This window comes from Neobacillus phoenicis (genome assembly GCF_047302305.1).
Taxonomy (GTDB): domain Bacteria; phylum Bacillota; class Bacilli; order Bacillales; family Cytobacillaceae; genus Neobacillus.
This window is the reverse complement of sequence record NZ_CP154847.1, coordinates 1,932,829-1,949,097: the sequence shown is the minus strand read 5'-3', so window position 1 is coordinate 1,949,097 and position 16,269 is coordinate 1,932,829. Positions and strand designations below refer to the sequence as shown.

At 39.0% G+C, this 16,269-nt stretch carries 13 protein-coding genes and 1 tRNA gene; 1 reads left to right on the top strand and 13 read right to left on the bottom strand.

Annotation, left to right across the window (positions count from 1 at the left end; all coding sequences use genetic code 11):
- Positions 1-9 precede the first annotated feature (9 nt).
- The gene (ccsA, locus tag AA0X95_RS09975; RefSeq protein ID WP_413308433.1) at positions 10-843 is read right to left on the bottom strand and encodes a cytochrome c biogenesis protein CcsA; all 834 of its coding nucleotides are present in this window, start codon (positions 841-843) and stop codon (positions 10-12) included.
- A gap of 12 nt (positions 844-855) precedes the next feature.
- On the bottom strand, positions 856-2,199 hold the full coding sequence (gene hemA, locus AA0X95_RS09970; RefSeq protein WP_413308431.1) for a glutamyl-tRNA reductase: 1,344 nt from the start codon (positions 2,197-2,199) through the stop codon (positions 856-858).
- A gap of 220 nt (positions 2,200-2,419) precedes the next feature.
- Here hemA and AA0X95_RS09965 point away from each other — a divergent pair, with 220 nt between their 5' ends.
- Positions 2,420-2,908 carry a LiaF transmembrane domain-containing protein gene (locus AA0X95_RS09965; RefSeq protein WP_413308429.1) on the top strand — a complete coding sequence of 163 codons (489 nt, stop codon included), beginning with the start codon at positions 2,420-2,422 and terminating at the stop codon, positions 2,906-2,908.
- Between the two features lie 73 nt (positions 2,909-2,981).
- Here AA0X95_RS09965 and yihA read toward each other — a convergent pair whose 3' ends face one another.
- The 11 genes from yihA to AA0X95_RS09910 all read right to left on the bottom strand — a co-directional run bounded on the left by yihA (position 2,982) and on the right by AA0X95_RS09910 (position 16,111).
- Positions 2,982-3,563 carry a ribosome biogenesis GTP-binding protein YihA/YsxC gene (gene yihA / locus AA0X95_RS09960; RefSeq protein ID WP_413308427.1) on the bottom strand — a complete coding sequence of 194 codons (582 nt, stop codon included), beginning with the start codon at positions 3,561-3,563 and terminating at the stop codon, positions 2,982-2,984.
- Entirely contained in the window at positions 3,560-5,887 is a 2,328-nt protein-coding gene (lon, locus tag AA0X95_RS09955; RefSeq protein ID WP_413308425.1) for an endopeptidase La, read from the bottom strand. The genes yihA and lon overlap by 4 nt, the downstream gene beginning before the upstream one ends.
- Positions 5,888-6,192: 305 nt before the next feature.
- On the bottom strand, positions 6,193-7,860 hold the full coding sequence (gene lonB, locus AA0X95_RS09950; RefSeq protein ID WP_413308423.1) for an ATP-dependent protease LonB: 1,668 nt from the start codon (positions 7,858-7,860) through the stop codon (positions 6,193-6,195).
- Positions 7,861-7,973: 113 nt separating this feature from the next.
- Positions 7,974-9,233: an ATP-dependent protease ATP-binding subunit ClpX gene (gene clpX, locus AA0X95_RS09945; protein WP_413308421.1), complete on the bottom strand. Its 1,260-nt coding sequence runs from the start codon at positions 9,231-9,233 to the stop codon at positions 7,974-7,976.
- 585 nt (positions 9,234-9,818) lie between these two features.
- On the bottom strand, positions 9,819-11,096 hold the full coding sequence (tig, locus tag AA0X95_RS09940; RefSeq protein WP_413308419.1) for a trigger factor: 1,278 nt from the start codon (positions 11,094-11,096) through the stop codon (positions 9,819-9,821).
- Between the two features lie 167 nt (positions 11,097-11,263).
- The gene (locus AA0X95_RS09935) at positions 11,264-12,289 is read right to left on the bottom strand and encodes a tetratricopeptide repeat protein (protein WP_413308417.1); all 1,026 of its coding nucleotides are present in this window, start codon (positions 12,287-12,289) and stop codon (positions 11,264-11,266) included.
- Positions 12,290-12,587: 298 nt separating this feature from the next.
- Positions 12,588-12,664 (bottom strand) — tRNA-Arg (locus AA0X95_RS09930).
- A gap of 383 nt (positions 12,665-13,047) precedes the next feature.
- Complete coding sequence (locus AA0X95_RS09925) at positions 13,048-13,566, bottom strand: metallophosphoesterase (RefSeq protein ID WP_413308415.1); 519 nt, start codon at positions 13,564-13,566, stop codon at positions 13,048-13,050.
- Positions 13,563-14,174, bottom strand: a complete 612-nt coding sequence (locus tag AA0X95_RS09920) for an XTP/dITP diphosphatase (protein ID WP_413309934.1) — start codon at positions 14,172-14,174, stop codon at positions 13,563-13,565. The genes AA0X95_RS09925 and AA0X95_RS09920 overlap by 4 nt, the downstream gene beginning before the upstream one ends.
- Before the next feature lie 13 nt (positions 14,175-14,187).
- Entirely contained in the window at positions 14,188-14,943 is a 756-nt protein-coding gene (rph, locus tag AA0X95_RS09915; RefSeq protein ID WP_413308413.1) for a ribonuclease PH, read from the bottom strand.
- Between the two features lie 121 nt (positions 14,944-15,064).
- Positions 15,065-16,111 carry a GerMN domain-containing protein gene (locus AA0X95_RS09910; protein ID WP_413308411.1) on the bottom strand — a complete coding sequence of 349 codons (1,047 nt, stop codon included), beginning with the start codon at positions 16,109-16,111 and terminating at the stop codon, positions 15,065-15,067.
- Positions 16,112-16,269: the final 158 nt, after the last annotated feature.

Below are 16,269 nucleotides of genomic sequence, written 5' to 3'. Positions count from 1 at the left end.
CTCCTAAGGTTATGCGTACCATAAATGGAAAGATGATAATCGACCAAATAAGAAAAAGTTAATTAATACTATTAAAAATGAAGCCGTATTCCACATTGCTAACTTTCTGCCAGATAGGTTTTTTCCGATCCGGAGATATAAATAGATGCTGTAGGCCGTTAGCAACAAAAACGACCCAATAATTTTCATATCGTACCACGGCATTCCAGGAACCTTTAGAAATGCCCACTGTAAGCCTAATATAAGGCTGAGCAGGAGCATCGGAACACCAATGACAGCCAATATGTAAGATGATCTTTCAAGTTTATCTAAATCTGCCAGACGCACCAATCTTGTTCCCCATTTTTTCCGTTTCAATAGGTCATATTGAAGCAGGTACAGGGCTGAAAATACAAACGACAGGGAAAATGCCCCGTATGAAAGAATCGCCATTGTAATATGGATTAACAGTAGTTCCGATACCAGCTGTTTGGCCATGATATGAGAATGGTATTGCATTGGGGCGAAGGTATGAATCGCCATAACGGTAAAACCAAGTATATTCGTAAAAAAGACGATAAAATCGACTCGCAGTAAATGATTTATCCCAATTGACAATGTTACTAATACCCAGGCATAAAAATAGAGTCCCTCAAAGATCGTTAGTACAGGGAACCTTCCCGTTTTTGTCATATAGAAAAATAGGAAAACCGTTTGTAAAACCCATACAAATGCAAGTAACCAGAAGGCAATTCGGTTTGCCTTCCGGTTATGGTGAATGAAATCAAAGAAATATAACAACACACTGAAGGCATAAAGAACAACCGTTAATTCATGAAGCCTAGTCATAAAGACGTCAAACATAGAAAATACCCCTTATGACTGAAAGGAAGCCTGTGGTTTAAGAACCGGTGATGAATTAACTTCGGCTGCTCTCGAATGTTGTTCTTCAACAAGCTCTTCAATATTGAATATTTTCATAAATAAATCCATCGCCTGTTCGGAATCTGGTCTAGCAGCCAGTTCCTTCGCTTGTAATATCGGATCCTTTAAAAGCTGGTTGATAATGCTCTTTGTATGTTTGTTTAATACTTTCAGATCACGATCTGATAGATTTGGCAATTTTCTTTCCAAACTGACCATTGTCTCAGCTTGAATCGCTAAAGCTTTTTCGCGAAGAGCCGAAATGACAGGTACTACACCGAGCATTCCAAGCCATTGCTTGAACTCAACGATTTCTTTTTCAATCATCAGTCTGATTTTGGCTGCCGCTTTTTGGCGTTCTTGCAAGTTTGCTTCAACAATGCCTTCTAAGTCGTCAATATCGTATAAAAAGACATTCTCAAGCTCTGAAATTCTTGGGTCTAAATCACGAGGTACAGCAATATCTACCATAAATAATGGTTTACCCTTACGCTTTTTCTCAACTTTAGCCATCATTTCTTTTGTGATGACAAAGTCTTTTGCACCCGTTGAGCTAATTAAAATATCGGCTTCAATAAGTGACTGCTGTAGGTCAGCCAACGTTTTCGCTTCGCCATTAAAACGGCTGGCAAGGGATTTTGCCTTATCGTACGTACGATTGATCACTGTTACCTTTTTCACACCGTTACCGTGCAGGTTTTGGGCTGCTAATTCACCCATTTTTCCCGCACCGAAAATCAATACATGTTTATTCGCAAGAGTACCAAAGATTTTCTTTGCTAATTCAACCGCAGCATAGCTTACAGAAACGGCATTAGCACCAATATCTGTTTCTGAATGTCCACGCTTGGCAACCGTAATCGCTTGTTTAAACAAGTGATTGAACACGGAACCAGTCGTTTCCTCTTGTTGTGCCAGCATAAAGCTAGTACGTACCTGCCCAAGTATTTGTGTTTCCCCTAAAACCATGGAATTGAGTCCGCATGTAACATTAAACAAATGCTCTACGGCTCCATCGTCTTCATAAATAAATAAGAATGGAGAGAATTCCGTTTGCTCCACGCCGAACCATTCGGACAGAAATTCTTTTATATAATAGCGGCCCGTATGGAGTTGATCGACAACCGCATAAATTTCCGTACGATTACATGTAGACAAGATGATGTTTTCCAGGATGCTTTTTTTAGTGTTTAACTTTTTTATGGCATCCATAAGTTCGGTATCATTAAATGTCAACCGCTCACGGATTTCTACAGGGGCAGTTTTATAGTTAAGACCGATTACTAAAATATGCATTTGTTTCGTACACCCCCACTTAATAGTACATTAGCAGTAGTAACTAGTATAATTATATCATGAGCAATTTCGACTTTTGCTCGGAAAATGTGAACAGAAAACGAAAGATATGTTATGATAAAAAAATAATAGGACTTAGTTTTATCTATTACTTCCTTAAGTACAGTATCAAAAAAATAGAATAGATTCAAGTGAACCTTATTGGAAGTGGTGTTTTTTAATGAAAAATCAGCGAATCTTTCCCGGAATTATTCTTATTGGTTTTGGAGCATACTTTTTACTCCAACAAACAGGAATATCTTTTTTTCAACAATTTTATACATGGCCTACCCTATTAATGATCGTTGGAATTGCTTTTTTAGGTCAGGGCTATTCAGCTAAGGAACATGAAGCCATACTTCCTGGAGTCATCATGACTGGATTCGGACTTCATTTTCATCTAGTCGGTCATGTGGCTTTTTGGCCAAGCCATACCATTGGCATGTTAATTCTTATTATATCAGTTGGTTTTTTCCTTCGTTTTCAAAAAACAAATACAGGCTTGTTTCAAGCATTCCTCTTTCTCATTTTAGCGGTATTGCTGCTATTTTATGATAAAATTGCCGGCTATCTTGGCTTATTACAAAATGGCATGAGTTTTATTTGGAAATTCTGGCCCGCTCTGTTAATTGTTGTTGGTATTTATTTTCTACTAAAAAAGAAAAAATAACAGTGAAATTTTCCATTTTTACATATGAAAAACGCCTAGCACATAACTGCCAGGCGTTTTTCTATGTCCTTTATTACATATAACTCTGTAGCAAGGACCATGCTTTGTCTTTCCCCTCTCCCGTTTCAGAGGAGAAAACAACCATGTGGTCATTTTTATCAAGGTCTAATGTTTCCCTTGTGACCTTAAGATGCTTCTGCCATTTTCCCTTTGGGATTTTATCTGCCTTCGTTGCGATAACAATGCATGGGATTTCATAGTGTTTTAAGAAATCATACATCATTACATCATCCGCTGTTGGCGGATGGCGTAAATCAACGATTAAGACGACAGCCCGTAATTGCTCACGAGTGGTAAAATACGTTTCAATCATCTTTCCCCATGCGGCCCTTTCTGTTTTCGATACCTTGGCATAACCATAACCAGGAACATCGACAAAGTGAAGGATCTCATTGATTAGGAAAAAATTTAACGTTTGCGTTTTACCTGGCTTTGACGAAATTCTTGCTAATCCTTTACGATTGAGCATTTTATTAATAAAAGATGACTTACCTACGTTGGAACGTCCCGCAAGAGCAAATTCAGGCAAATCTGTTTCTGGATACTGCTCTGGCTTAACCGCACTGATGACAATGTCTGAACTTACTACCTTCATTGAGTTTCACCTTCTAAAAGGGCATGTCTTAGAACTTCATCCACATGTGAGACTGGTACAAATTCTAGTTCATTCCTTACACTTTCTGGAATATCATCAATATCCTTAACATTGTCCTTTGGTAGAATGACTTTCGTCAGACCTGCGCGATGGGCACTTAAGGTTTTTTCCTTTAAACCACCAATCGGCAGCACTCTTCCTCTTAGTGTAATCTCCCCAGTCATTCCAACCTCTCTACGAATCGGTTTGCCAGTTAAAGCCGAAACGAGTGCCGTTGCCATTGTAATTCCTGCAGAAGGTCCATCCTTCGGAACAGCACCTTCAGGTACGTGGATATGAATATCATATTTTTCATGGAAATCTTCTTCGATGCCCAGTTCAGTCGCCTTGGAGCGAATATAACTAAATGCAGCCTGTGCAGATTCCTTCATCACATCGCCAAGCTTACCTGTTAGAACAAGCTTTCCTTTCCCAGGCGATAGTGAAACCTCTATTTGCAAGGTGTCGCCTCCAACTGTCGTATAAGCCAAACCAGTTGCAACACCCACCTGATCTTCTGTTTCCGCCATTCCATAGTGGAATCTTGGCTTTCCTAAGAATTCTTCTACATTCTTCTCAGTGATAATCACCCGCTTCTTTTCACCGGAAACAATGATTTTCGCTGTCTTCCTACAGATAGTCGCCATTTGACGCTCTAAGCTCCGTACCCCTGCTTCGCGAGTATAATAACGTACTACTTTCAGTATCGCTTCATCACGAACCTGAAGGATCCCCTTCGTTAAACCATTTTCTTTAATTTGCTTTGGCAGTAAATGGTCTCTGCAAATGTGTACTTTTTCAAGCTCCGTATAGCCTGCTATCGTAATGATTTCCATTCTGTCTAACAATGGACCAGGAATGGTGGACAAATTATTAGCTGTCGCAATGAACATAACCTTAGATAAATCGTAGGTTTCTTCAATATAATGGTCACTAAAATTATGGTTTTGTTCTGGGTCTAATACTTCCAGCATAGCTGAAGATGGATCTCCACGGAAATCATTAGACATTTTATCAATTTCATCAAGCAAAAAGACAGGGTTGATCGTTCCTGCTTTTTTCATTCCTTGAATAATGCGTCCAGGCATGGCTCCTACATAGGTTCTCCTATGGCCGCGAATTTCAGATTCATCGCGTACCCCGCCAAGAGACACTCGAACAAAGTTACGATTTAATGATGTCGCAATAGAGCGAGCAAGGCTCGTCTTCCCCACACCAGGTGGTCCTGCTAGGCAAAGAATAGGACCTTTTAAAGAATTCGTCAGCTTCTGTACCGCCAAATATTCGAGTACACGTTCCTTAACCTTTTCCAATCCGTAATGGTCTTGATTTAATATCTTTTCGGCACGGAGGATATCAATATCATCCTCTGTCTTTTTTGACCACGGAATCGTAATCAACCATTCGATATAATTACGAATAACTGCACTTTCTGCCGAACTAGATGGCACTTTTTCATAACGATCTAATTCCTTAAGAGCCGCCTTTTTCGCATGCTCTGGCATTTCAGCCTGCTCAATTTTCTTGGTCAGTTCCGCAATTTCACCTGTTTTGCCTTCTTTGTCGCCTAATTCTTTTTGAATGGCCTTCATTTGTTCACGAAGATAGTACTCTTTTTGCGTCCGTTCCATCGAGCGTTTTACTCGTTGGCCAATTTTCTTTTCCAAATTAAGTACTTCTTTTTCATTATGAATGGTATCAATTACACGATTTACACGGCTCTTTACATCAATGGTCTCAAGGATTTCTTGCTTTTCCTTTAGCTTGAGTGGCAAATGAGATGCGATGATATCCGCCATTCTACCAGGTTCTTCAATATCAGCAACAGAAGCATAGGTTTCTGCCGAGATTTTTTTAGAGAGTTTTATGTATTGCTCAAAATAGTCAAGCATTGTTCTCATCAGGGCTTGGTCTTCAACATCCTTCGTATCAGGATCATCATACGTGACCACGCTTACCGAATAGTACTCATCTTCCTCATAAAATGAAACTATTTCCGCTCGGTTTAAGCCTTCTACCAATACCCTTATGGTACCGTTAGGCAGTTTTAGCATTTGCTTCACTTTTGTTAACGTACCAATTTTGTATATATCCTCTTCAGATGGATCATCAATTGATACATCTTTTTGAGTTGTTAGAAAAATTAAGTGGTCATCTACCATTGCTTTTTCGAGTGCTTGTACAGATCTTTCACGGCCTACATCTAAATGCAGGACCATTGTCGGGTAAACAAGCAATCCTCGAAGCGGCAGGAGGGGGACGATCAATTCGTTCTTTTCCGCCATAAAATGCACCTCCACATGCAATCCTAGTTTTCCTACTACTAATAGCAGATTAGTCTTTGTACAATTCTAACGTATTTATAATTTGGTGTCTATTTTTAGAGATTTGGGATCTCTTTTTCAATATAATTTATATTTTCCCCAAACGTAAGGAAATCTTCCTAGTTTCATTTTGGATTTGTTTTGAAAAATAAGCAATAAAAAAACTCCGGTTTGATTTTTCTACAAACCGAAGTTCTATACTACTGTTTATTTCCGCTCCTGGCGCTTCAATCAACTTAGTTTAAAAATCTTGCATAGCTTTTCGATTAAATCGATTCTTTCTTTGTTAGTTCAATTGAGGCTGGGATTGCTTCATGCTTACCAAATGATTGGACTAGGGCAATCTCGAATACTTCATGTAGATGGGTTACAGGAACGATGTTGATTCCGTCAATATCATTGAGGATGGTTTGCATGTTTTCCTCTGGAATGATAACCGTTTTGGCTCCTGCCTTTTTAGCTGCCTTTACCTTAGGATACACGCCGCCAATTGGCTTTACATTGCCATGAATACTAATCTCACCAGTCATTGCAACCGTGTTATCAATTGGAATTTTGTAAATGGCGGAATAAATTCCTGTCGCCATAGCAATACCTGCAGAAGGCCCATCGATTGGGACACCGCCAGGAAAATTAACATGAATATCGTAGTCATTAGCGGGTACTCCCATTGAACGGAGAACCGTAATTACATTTTCAATCGAACCACGTGCCATACTCTTCCGTCGGATGGATTTCCCTTGACCGCCAATACTTTCTTCTTCAACAATACCAGTTATGTTGATTGATCCCTTTTCTTTTGCCGGAATGACCGTTACTTCAATTTCAAGTAGGGCGCCAGAATTTGGCCCATACACAGCTAGTCCATTCACCAGACCTACATGTGAAATATCATTTATCTTTCTTTCCATTCTTGGAGTCATTTGGCTAGAATGAATGACCCACTCAATATCTTCATCCTTGATATAATTACGGTCCTCAGTAATGGCAAGTCCAGCTGCAATCTGGATCATATTAACCGTTTCACGGCCATTTCTTGCATATGTAGATAAGGTATTCACACCTGTCTCGTTAATTATTAAATTTACTTTTTCAGCCGCTTTCCTAGCAACTTCTACAATTTCCTCCTGATTTAAATCGCGGAAGAACACCTCCATACAGCGGGAACGAATCGCCGGAGGAATTTCACTCGGAGTCCTAGTTGTGGCACCAATTAAACGAAAATCAGCTGGTAGTCCATTTTTAAAAATATCATGAATGTGCGTTGGTATTTGCGTATTTTCCTCATGATAATAGGCACTTTCCAAAAAGACCTTTCGATCCTCTAATACTTTCAGAAGTTTATTCATTTGGATTGGATGTAATTCGCCAATCTCATCAATAAAGAGTACTCCACCATGAGCATTTGTAACAGCACCTTGCTTTGGCTGCGGTATACCTGCCTGCCCCATTGCTCCCGCACCTTGATATATCGGATCATGGACAGAACCAATTAAAGGGTCTGCGATTCCTCTTTCGTCAAACCGTGCTGTTGTGGCGTCTAATTCAATAAACACAGAGGATGCTTTAAATGGTGACTTTTGATTCTTTTTAGCCTCTTCTAGAACGAGGCGGGCAGCAGCCGTTTTTCCAACTCCCGGTGGTCCATAAATAATGACATGCTGCGGATTCGGTCCGCAAAGGGCTGCTTTTAATGATTTAATCCCATCTTCTTGGCCTACAATATCTTTAAAGCTTGTAGGGCGAACTTTTTCAGCTAATGGTTCAGTCAATGAAATGGACCTCATTTTGCGAAGTTGCTCCATTTCTTTACGGGATTCCCGGTCAATGGACACTTTTTGCGTACGCTGATTTCTCAACAAATTCCAAAAATACAGCCCAATGATGATTCCGAAAAATAGCTGTATAAATAAGGCAATCCCCGTCCAACTCATACATTTCCCTCCTACTACATACTCACAATATATTAATAAGTATTTCCTGTAGGATGAAGGAATAAACCACAAAAAGTAAAAAGACCTGGCAGAGAGCCAGGTCTTTGATATGATTATGCAGATTTTTCTTCTGCAACAACCGTTCCATCTTCTAACACTAATTTCGGAACACTGTTTTCTAAGATAGTTTCCTTCGTAATGATACATTTAGTGATATCTTCGCGTGAAGGAAGGTCAAACATGACATCAAGCATGATTCCTTCAATAATTGAACGAAGACCACGGGCACCCGTTTTCCGTTCAATTGCTTTCTTCGCGATTTCCTCTAATGCGCCCTCTTCAAATTGCAGCTCTACATCATCGATTTCGAGCATTTTTTGATATTGTTTAACAAGCGCATTTTTCGGTTTTGTTAAGATTTCAATCAACGCCGCCTCGTCTAACTGTTCAAGGCTCGCAATCACCGGAAGACGACCAATGAATTCTGGAATTAGTCCAAAACGAAGTAAGTCTTCAGGCAATACTTTTGAAAGAAGCTCTTTTTGAGAAACATCCACCTGCTTTACATCTGACCCAAATCCAATTACCTTTTGGCCTAAACGGCGTTTAATAATTGGCTCGATTCCATCAAATGCTCCACCACAGATAAATAAAATATTTGTAGTATCAATTTGGATAAACTCCTGATGTGGATGCTTTCTTCCCCCTTGTGGCGGAACGCTTGCAACCGTACCCTCAAGAATTTTTAATAATGCCTGCTGAACACCCTCACCAGAAACATCACGTGTAATAGATGGGTTCTCTGACTTACGGGCGATTTTATCAATTTCATCAATATAAATGATTCCTTTTTCTGCTTTTTCAACATCATAATCAGCAGCTTGAATCAATTTTAATAAGATATTTTCTACGTCTTCCCCAACATATCCTGCCTCTGTTAAAGAAGTGGCATCAGCAATGGCAAATGGAACATTCAAAATCCGCGCCAATGTTTGGGCTAATAATGTTTTACCGCTACCAGTTGGTCCAATCATACAAATATTACTCTTTGAAAGCTCTACGTCATCAATTTTACTGTTCGAATTGATCCGCTTATAGTGATTGTAAACCGCTACTGATAGAGATTTTTTCGCCTGATCCTGGCCAATGACGTATTCATTAAGAATTTCACAGATTTCCTTTGGTTTTGGAACGTCTTTAAATTCTACTTCTTCTTCCGTTCCCAGCTCTTCTTCCACGATTTCTGTGCAAAGCTCGATACATTCATCGCATATATAAACTCCTGGCCCGGCAACTAATTTACGAACTTGATCCTGTGTTTTGCCACAGAAGGAACACTTTAACTGCCCTTTTTCATCATTAAATTTAAACAAACCTTTCACCCCTTAAAACGTTGTAAGTACCCTATTTGAAGCAGTGATTTACACAAACAAAAGTCTATATTTTTTATAACTATTCAGTTGGTATGTATTTTGCATTGTAACACATGAAGCCAATGGACTGGAAATAAAACGCATTATGCAATTATGTTTTTTCTTTACTCTTTTTGTTTGTGTAAGTCGATGGAAAACTTATGTACTCATTAATCTTAACCATATTTTTTAAAATTAAGTCTTAAAACTATTTGGAAATTAATTATTCGCTTTTATTTGCTCAATTTCCTGCCCATTGAAAATAAAAATAAAACTCCTGCCAATAAGAAAAGCGCAAGCGCCTTGATCAGCCCCGACAGGCAAATGTTCTTCTGCAAGAAAAGTCGCTCTTTGACTTTTATTGCAGAAGGTTATTTGACCCGAGGGGCTAGGCGCTGGAGCTGGACAATTCTCGAAGTCGATTTTTATACTTTCTTATAGCTGGTTAATAAACAGGTTTCCCTGTCCTTATTATAATATGTAATGAGAAAAATGTATAAAACAAGGCACGATAAAAATCGCACCTTGTTTTTAAATAGTTAAAATTTATTTCTTGTTTTCAACAAGAAAGTCAACAGCTTTTTTAAGTTTAAGGTCTGATTTAACACCTTCAGAACCGCCAAGAGCTTGTTTAATCATATCTACTGTCATGTTGTACATACCAGCCATTTTTTCTAGCTCAGCTTCTACATCTTCGTCAGTTACTTCAAGGTTTTCAGCTTTAGCAATCGCTTCAAGAGTTAAGTTAACTTTTACGCGAGTTTGTGCTTCTTCCTTCATTTGCTCACGAAGTGCATTCTCATCTTGACCAGAGAATTGGAAGTAAAGCTCAAGGTTCATACCTTGCATTTGTAAACGTTGTTCAAACTCTTGAAGCATACGGTTTACTTCATTTGTAACCATAACTTCTGGAATTTCAACTTCAGCATTTGCAGCAGCTTTTTCAACTACAGTATCACGTAGGTGGTGTTCTGCTTCATGCTTTTTGCTATCTACTAAACGAGTTTGGATTTTTTCTTTAAGAGCATCTAAAGTTTCAACTTCATCGTCTACATCTTTAGCAAATTCGTCATCTAATGCAGGAAGTTCTTTTCCTTTAATTTCGTGAACAGTCACTTTGAATACAGCAGGCTTACCAGCAAGCTCAGCAGCATGGTATTCTTCAGGGAATGTAACTTCTACATCTTTAGATTCGCCAGCTTTTACTCCAACTAATTGCTCTTCAAAGCCAGGGATGAAAGATCCTGAACCTAATTCTAATGAGTGGTTTTCAGCTTTTCCGCCTTCGAAAGCTTCGCCATCAACGAATCCTTCGAAATCAAGAACAACTGTATCACCATTTTCAGCAGTTCCTTCTTCTTTCACTACTAACTCAGCTTGACGCTCTTGAAGAGTTTTTAATTCGTTCGCAACGTCTTCGTCTGTTACGTTAGTATCTAATTCTTCAACTTCAAGGCCTTTGTATTCGCCTAATTTTACTTCTGGCTTCACTGTAACAGTTGCCTTGAAGATAAGCTCTTTGCCTTTTTCCATTTGCTCGATATCGATTTCAGGACGATCAACTGGCTCGATTCCAGTTTCATCGATTGCTTTTCCATATGCTTCTGGAAGAATGAAATCTAATGCATCTTGGTAAAGTGATTCTACGCCAAAGCGCTTTTCAAACATGCCACGTGGCATTTTACCTTTACGGAAGCCTGGAACGCTTACTTGTTTTACAACCTTTTGGAACGCTGCGTCTAGACCCTTTGTTACCTCTTCAGCACTTACTTCAACTGTAAGGACGCCTTGGTTTCCTTCTAACTTTTCCCATTTTACTGTCATACCTTTTTCCCTCCAACAAATCTATTCTCATATCATTCGTAACGAATTGAGTCGGAAATTGTCTTGTCCATCAAGCCAATCTTCCATTTTTAAATGTAAAATATAGTTTTTTACACAATGCAACCCCTACATTATAACACAGGATTGTTTTCTTTCAACAGCGAAGCCTATATATTAGGATAAGAAATTTTCTCAATTTCCTCTATTTGAGCCCTCGCCTGCTCAATTTCTTCCATTGTAATTTGATAATTGCTCAATAGCCGCTCTACTTTTCCATCCATCCCTAAATAAGCTTCAGCTAGAGAATGAAAGGCTGCAGCCCAAGCTGCTGGCTTTTCCGGTTGGAAATCAAATGGATAAGTGATAAAGAAAGTTCGTTCTACCATTCCGATGGTGTGTTCAAATAGAACAGGATTATTGCTCTCTAACTGGGCTTCTAGTAGTTCCTTTACCTTTTTCAATTTTGGGTAAACCCTTACTTCCGGCAGGTTGACTGGGTGAAAGCTTTCTTCACTCGTAAATTTCTTTACCACAAATTCTTTATCTATTTCTTGCTCTTTTAATAGAGTTAATAGCATGGTTTTAAGAAACGGATGCCCTGCTTCTGCTTTTAAATAATCAGCAATTTCAGGTATATAGGGGCGAATGTTTTTTTCCGCTAAGCCTGAAATAAGAAGTAGCTGCTCGTTTAAATTATTGATTTTTAATAGGTTTAGCTCTTTGGCAATAGTTTCCTCGGAAACGCTTTTTTCTTCTGGCGCCTGACGATTTTCCGCCATCCTTTGGCTGAATTGAAGGATGGTTAAGAAGTGATCATGTTTTTCTGGCGGAATTTCTTTTTCTTCAAAGAGAGCTTCAATTGTAGAGACAATTTCATGGTATTCATGCAGCTGAATTAACACGGTTAAATACAAATCAACTAACTGAAAATAGTCACCAATCCCCTTAAGCAGCATATCTTTCGCAAGTACCTTGGCGTTCTTGAAAGAACCTGCTTCAAAGTAAGCAAGCACTAGCCCAATTAATATATGATCGTTATCCGGGTCTAGTTCTCTAGCTTCTTCTAACAGAGTGATTGCTTCTTTGAATTTTTTCTTTTCAAGGCTTTCCAACCCTTTATCAGTTAACCTTTTTTCTAGTCCGGGAAAGTATATGACATTATCTTTTCTTTTGGCTTGTTCCCGTTTTTTCATAGTATACCGTCCTTCAGAATATTGTTGGACATTAGTGTAGCATAATTTGTAAACAAGAACAAAAGGCGGAAGCGCCTCGTTCAGCCCCGACAGGCAAATGTTCTTCGGCAGGAAAAGTCCGCCTTTTGACTTTTCCTGCCGAAGGTTATTTGACCCGAGGGGCTAGGCGCTGGAGCTAGATTCAGACAACTAGTTCAGTTATCCACACTCAGACCTTTTTATAATTTCCTAGACAAAAAAAACTCACCAGCGCGGGTGAGTGATATAATTGGTATGTAGTTTACATCTTACAAGAAAATGGCGTCCCAGGAGAGATTCGAACTCCCGACCGTACGCTTAGAAGGCGTATGCTCTATCCGGCTGAGCTACTGGGACATATTAATTGTTCTTTAAGACAAGATTTATTATATTATCCTACTATCAAAAAGTCAACACTCTTCTTTTTATTTTTTGGCTGTGTTAAAACTGAATATTGATTTCACAGTGTTTGAAAAATAAACGGAAAAATTCCGCTTATATTGGGAAATACCCTTATTTCCCTAAAAATAAGGGTAGATTTTCCGTTTATATGCTCCAAATGGTTGGATTTTGTCCTACTTTAGAGCAGTTAAGCGGAAATTCTCCGCTTATTTCGGTTTCTTAAGCTTCCTTTTTATACAATAGACGGAAATTCTCCGCCTATGGATTCTCCTACCTACACGAAATCAACAATCAATAATAACAGGGCCTATAAAATAATTCGGGGGAAAGATTCCCCCTTATCTTCGTAGAATAAATTCACAAGCTAAATCTGTCAATTCCAGACCATTAACCTCATAAACGGACATTTTCACTTTCTCATCAATTAAATCTAGAATCACATAGGTTTTTTCCAACCGCTCTCGAGGGAGGCGTATGCTTCCTGGATTTAAAAATAACGTTCCACCGATTTCCTCCGCACCTAATACATGTGAATGACCAAAACAGACGATGTCCGCATCCATTTCTTGTGCTTTGTACTTTAAACTCATCAATGAAGTTTTGACAGCGTATCGATGCCCATGTGTAACAAAAAATTTATGTCCAGAAATCTCTAAGACCGTCTCTAACGGAAAGCCTCCACCAAAATCACAATTTCCCATCACCGTTACATATCCGGTTATCGCCCGCTCATCAGGCATTAACTGTGAATCTCCGCAGTGAATCATAACATCTACGTCATTTAAATGCCTTTCTCTAATGACTTCGAGCTCTTTGGTTAACCCGTGACTGTCACTGACAATTAAAACCTTGCTCATGACTGTTCAGGACTTTCTAAAATAGAATCTAGCAATACATCCAGCTTTTTCAATGCATTTGCACGGTGGCTGATCTTATTTTTCACATCAGCAGATAACTCCGCCATAGCAAGACCTTTCTCCGGCACATAGAACACCGGATCATATCCAAATCCATTTACTCCTCTTGGTTCATTTAATATAAGACCTTCACATGTACCAGACACCGTCAGCGTTGTCTGACCTGGTACGGCAACAGCCAATGCACAGTAAAATCTGGCTGTTCTGTTTTCCTCAGGGACATTTTTCAATTCTACTAACACTTTTTCTGTATTGTTCTGATCATTCTTCGGTTCACCTGCGTATCGCGCTGAATAAATTCCTGGTCTTCCCTCTAAAGCGTCGACTATTAAACCAGAATCATCACCAATGACCATTTTATTTAAGGCTTTAGAGACTGCCTCGGCTTTAAGAATGGCGTTTTCTTCAAACGTAGTGCCGGTTTCTTCCACCTCTGGTATCTCTGGAAAATCTAGCAATGTTTTGACTTCCATCCCTCTTGATGCAAAAATATGTTCAAATTCTCTGGCCTTCCCAGGGTTTTTAGTAGCAATAATAACTTCTTTCATCATGGTTCCCCTCTTATTTTTTTCTACGTGCTTCAATTTTCTTTGTAATGTTCTCACCCAAGGCAGCTTTTTGCTGTTCAAATAGCTCCATCAGCCCTTCCTGAGCCGCTGAAAGCAGTCCTTGAAGCTGTTCATAGGAGAATGTGGATTCCTCTCCCGTTCCTTGTAATTCTACAAATTCACCGGCACCTGTCATGACAACATTCATATCCACTTCAGCTTTGGAATCTTCCGCGTAGTTTAAGTCCAGCACAATTTGTTTATTTTGCAAGATTCCTACACTAGTTGCCGCCAAATAATCAGTAATCGGGAACTTTGAAAGTGACTTTTTCTCTGCCAGTTTGTTAAGAGCAATCGTCATCGCGACAAACGCACCAGTAATGGAGGCTGTACGTGTGCCTCCATCTGCTTGAATCACGTCACAATCTATCCAAACAGTTCTTTCTCCTAGCGCTGAAAGATCTACAATAGCTCTCAATGCACGGCCTATTAAGCGCTGAATCTCCATCGTACGGCCGGACACTTTTCCTTTTGATGATTCTCGAATGTTTCTAGTCTCTGTCGCTCTAGGAAGCATTGAGTACTCTGCGGTAATCCAGCCCTTTCCTTCCCCTCTCATAAAATGAGGGACTCTCTCTTCAATACTGGCTGTACAAATCACCTTTGTATTGCCAACAGAAATTAGGACAGAACCTTCAGGATGCATTAAATAATTTGTTTCAATATGTATTGGTCTTAGTTGTAATGGTTCTCTTCCATCCACGCGCACTTGTACTTCCTCCTTCATTTCGTAAAACTTTGCATTATGTCAATTATTCCAAATAAAGAAGAGGCGGCCTTCAAGCCAACCTCTTTCATTGTCACTATATAGTATAACAAAAAACTTTTTTTTAAAAACTACCTGTGTTTACTTTTTCTGGTCGAGTTACCGGCTCAGTTAATTTTTTCCCTTTATCATTTTTCAACTCAGCTTTTCCTTTAACTTGTACAGCAACCTTCTCGACGCCTGTTTGTTCCGTTAAGGATAGAACAAGTGCATCTAATAAACTTTGAGAGATGACCTTCTTATCGAAGCTTCCATATATATTTTCATTGAAGTTTAAGGTAACCTTACCGTCCTCATATTTAGGAGCCTCAAGTAGTTTTACATCAGACATAAAATCTGAAACAAGGTTTGATTTTTCACTAGGTCCTTTTATTAACTCATCCACCACTGCAACGATATTATTTGTCTCTTTTGTACTCACCCGTCGAGTAACTGGAACATAGTAATAAGAGCCCTCTTCTCCACCAATATAATAGACGGTGACAGGCTTCGTATTCGTGATATCTACTACATCCGTTGTATCGTAGTTAATACCCGTTGCTCTTGAAAGATTTTCACTGATTGGTGTTCCATTAACAGGCATTTCCGTTAAGTCATGACCATTCATCTTAAGTTTGACTGATTTCACATTATCAAATTGGGTCAATGTCCATGTAACGGATTGGAGGATTTTCATCTCATCCTCTGGTTGATAATTTTTAAATTCCTTCGAGAAGTTGACTGTAGCGACACCTTCTTTATTAATATCAACAGATAGCTCGGTATCCTCTGGCAGGACAGCTCTAAAATCATTAGGAAGCAGTTCTGAGACAGGTCCATTGGCCACTAAGTATTCTAATGCTTGTTTTGCTACGGAAGATGTTTTCGGCAGAGCTAAGGTCTGTGGTACCACATAGCCATTTTTATCAATTAAATACAATTCTGTCTTTACGACATTTTCCGCATTTTCTTTTTTAGCTGCAGTTGTTTCCTTACTTGTCTTGTTTTCCACTACAGTTTTTGGCGGATCGATTTTCTTTTGTGTTTCGGTCCCAAATAAACCACAGCCGGAAAGTAGAACGGTTGAAGTAAGAACTGTTAAACCAATGATCTTTGCTTTATTATTAGACATCAAAAATTCCCCCCTAAGACAGTTTGTACTAACATGTATACGAGCCTTGTAAGAATTTAGACCGCCTTATGAAAGAAAAATAGAACTTTTCTATTAAATTTTTTTTTTATAAAAAGGCTGTGTTAAAGGTCCCTGTTGTTTTAACAAACAATGTTGAT

What these genes read in the sequence shown, in the direction of transcription:
- ccsA (WP_413308433.1), bottom strand. Translation starts at nt 843, where the DNA reads ATGTTTGACGTCTTTATGACTAGGCTTCATGAATTAACGGTTGTTCTT.
- hemA (WP_413308431.1), bottom strand. Translation starts at nt 2,199, where the DNA reads ATGCATATTTTAGTAATCGGTCTTAACTATAAAACTGCCCCTGTAGAA.
- AA0X95_RS09965 (WP_413308429.1), top strand. Translation starts at nt 2,420, where the DNA reads ATGAAAAATCAGCGAATCTTTCCCGGAATTATTCTTATTGGTTTTGGA.
- yihA (WP_413308427.1), bottom strand. Translation starts at nt 3,563, where the DNA reads ATGAAGGTAGTAAGTTCAGACATTGTCATCAGTGCGGTTAAGCCAGAG.
- lon (WP_413308425.1), bottom strand. Translation starts at nt 5,887, where the DNA reads ATGGCGGAAAAGAACGAATTGATCGTCCCCCTCCTGCCGCTTCGAGGA.
- lonB (WP_413308423.1), bottom strand. Translation starts at nt 7,860, where the DNA reads ATGAGTTGGACGGGGATTGCCTTATTTATACAGCTATTTTTCGGAATC.
- tig (WP_413308419.1), bottom strand. Translation starts at nt 11,096, where the DNA reads ATGACAGTAAAATGGGAAAAGTTAGAAGGAAACCAAGGCGTCCTTACA.
- AA0X95_RS09935 (WP_413308417.1), bottom strand. Translation starts at nt 12,289, where the DNA reads ATGAAAAAACGGGAACAAGCCAAAAGAAAAGATAATGTCATATACTTT.
- AA0X95_RS09925 (WP_413308415.1), bottom strand. Translation starts at nt 13,566, where the DNA reads ATGAGCAAGGTTTTAATTGTCAGTGACAGTCACGGGTTAACCAAAGAG.
- AA0X95_RS09920 (WP_413309934.1), bottom strand. Translation starts at nt 14,174, where the DNA reads ATGAAAGAAGTTATTATTGCTACTAAAAACCCTGGGAAGGCCAGAGAA.
- AA0X95_RS09910 (WP_413308411.1), bottom strand. Translation starts at nt 16,111, where the DNA reads ATGTCTAATAATAAAGCAAAGATCATTGGTTTAACAGTTCTTACTTCA.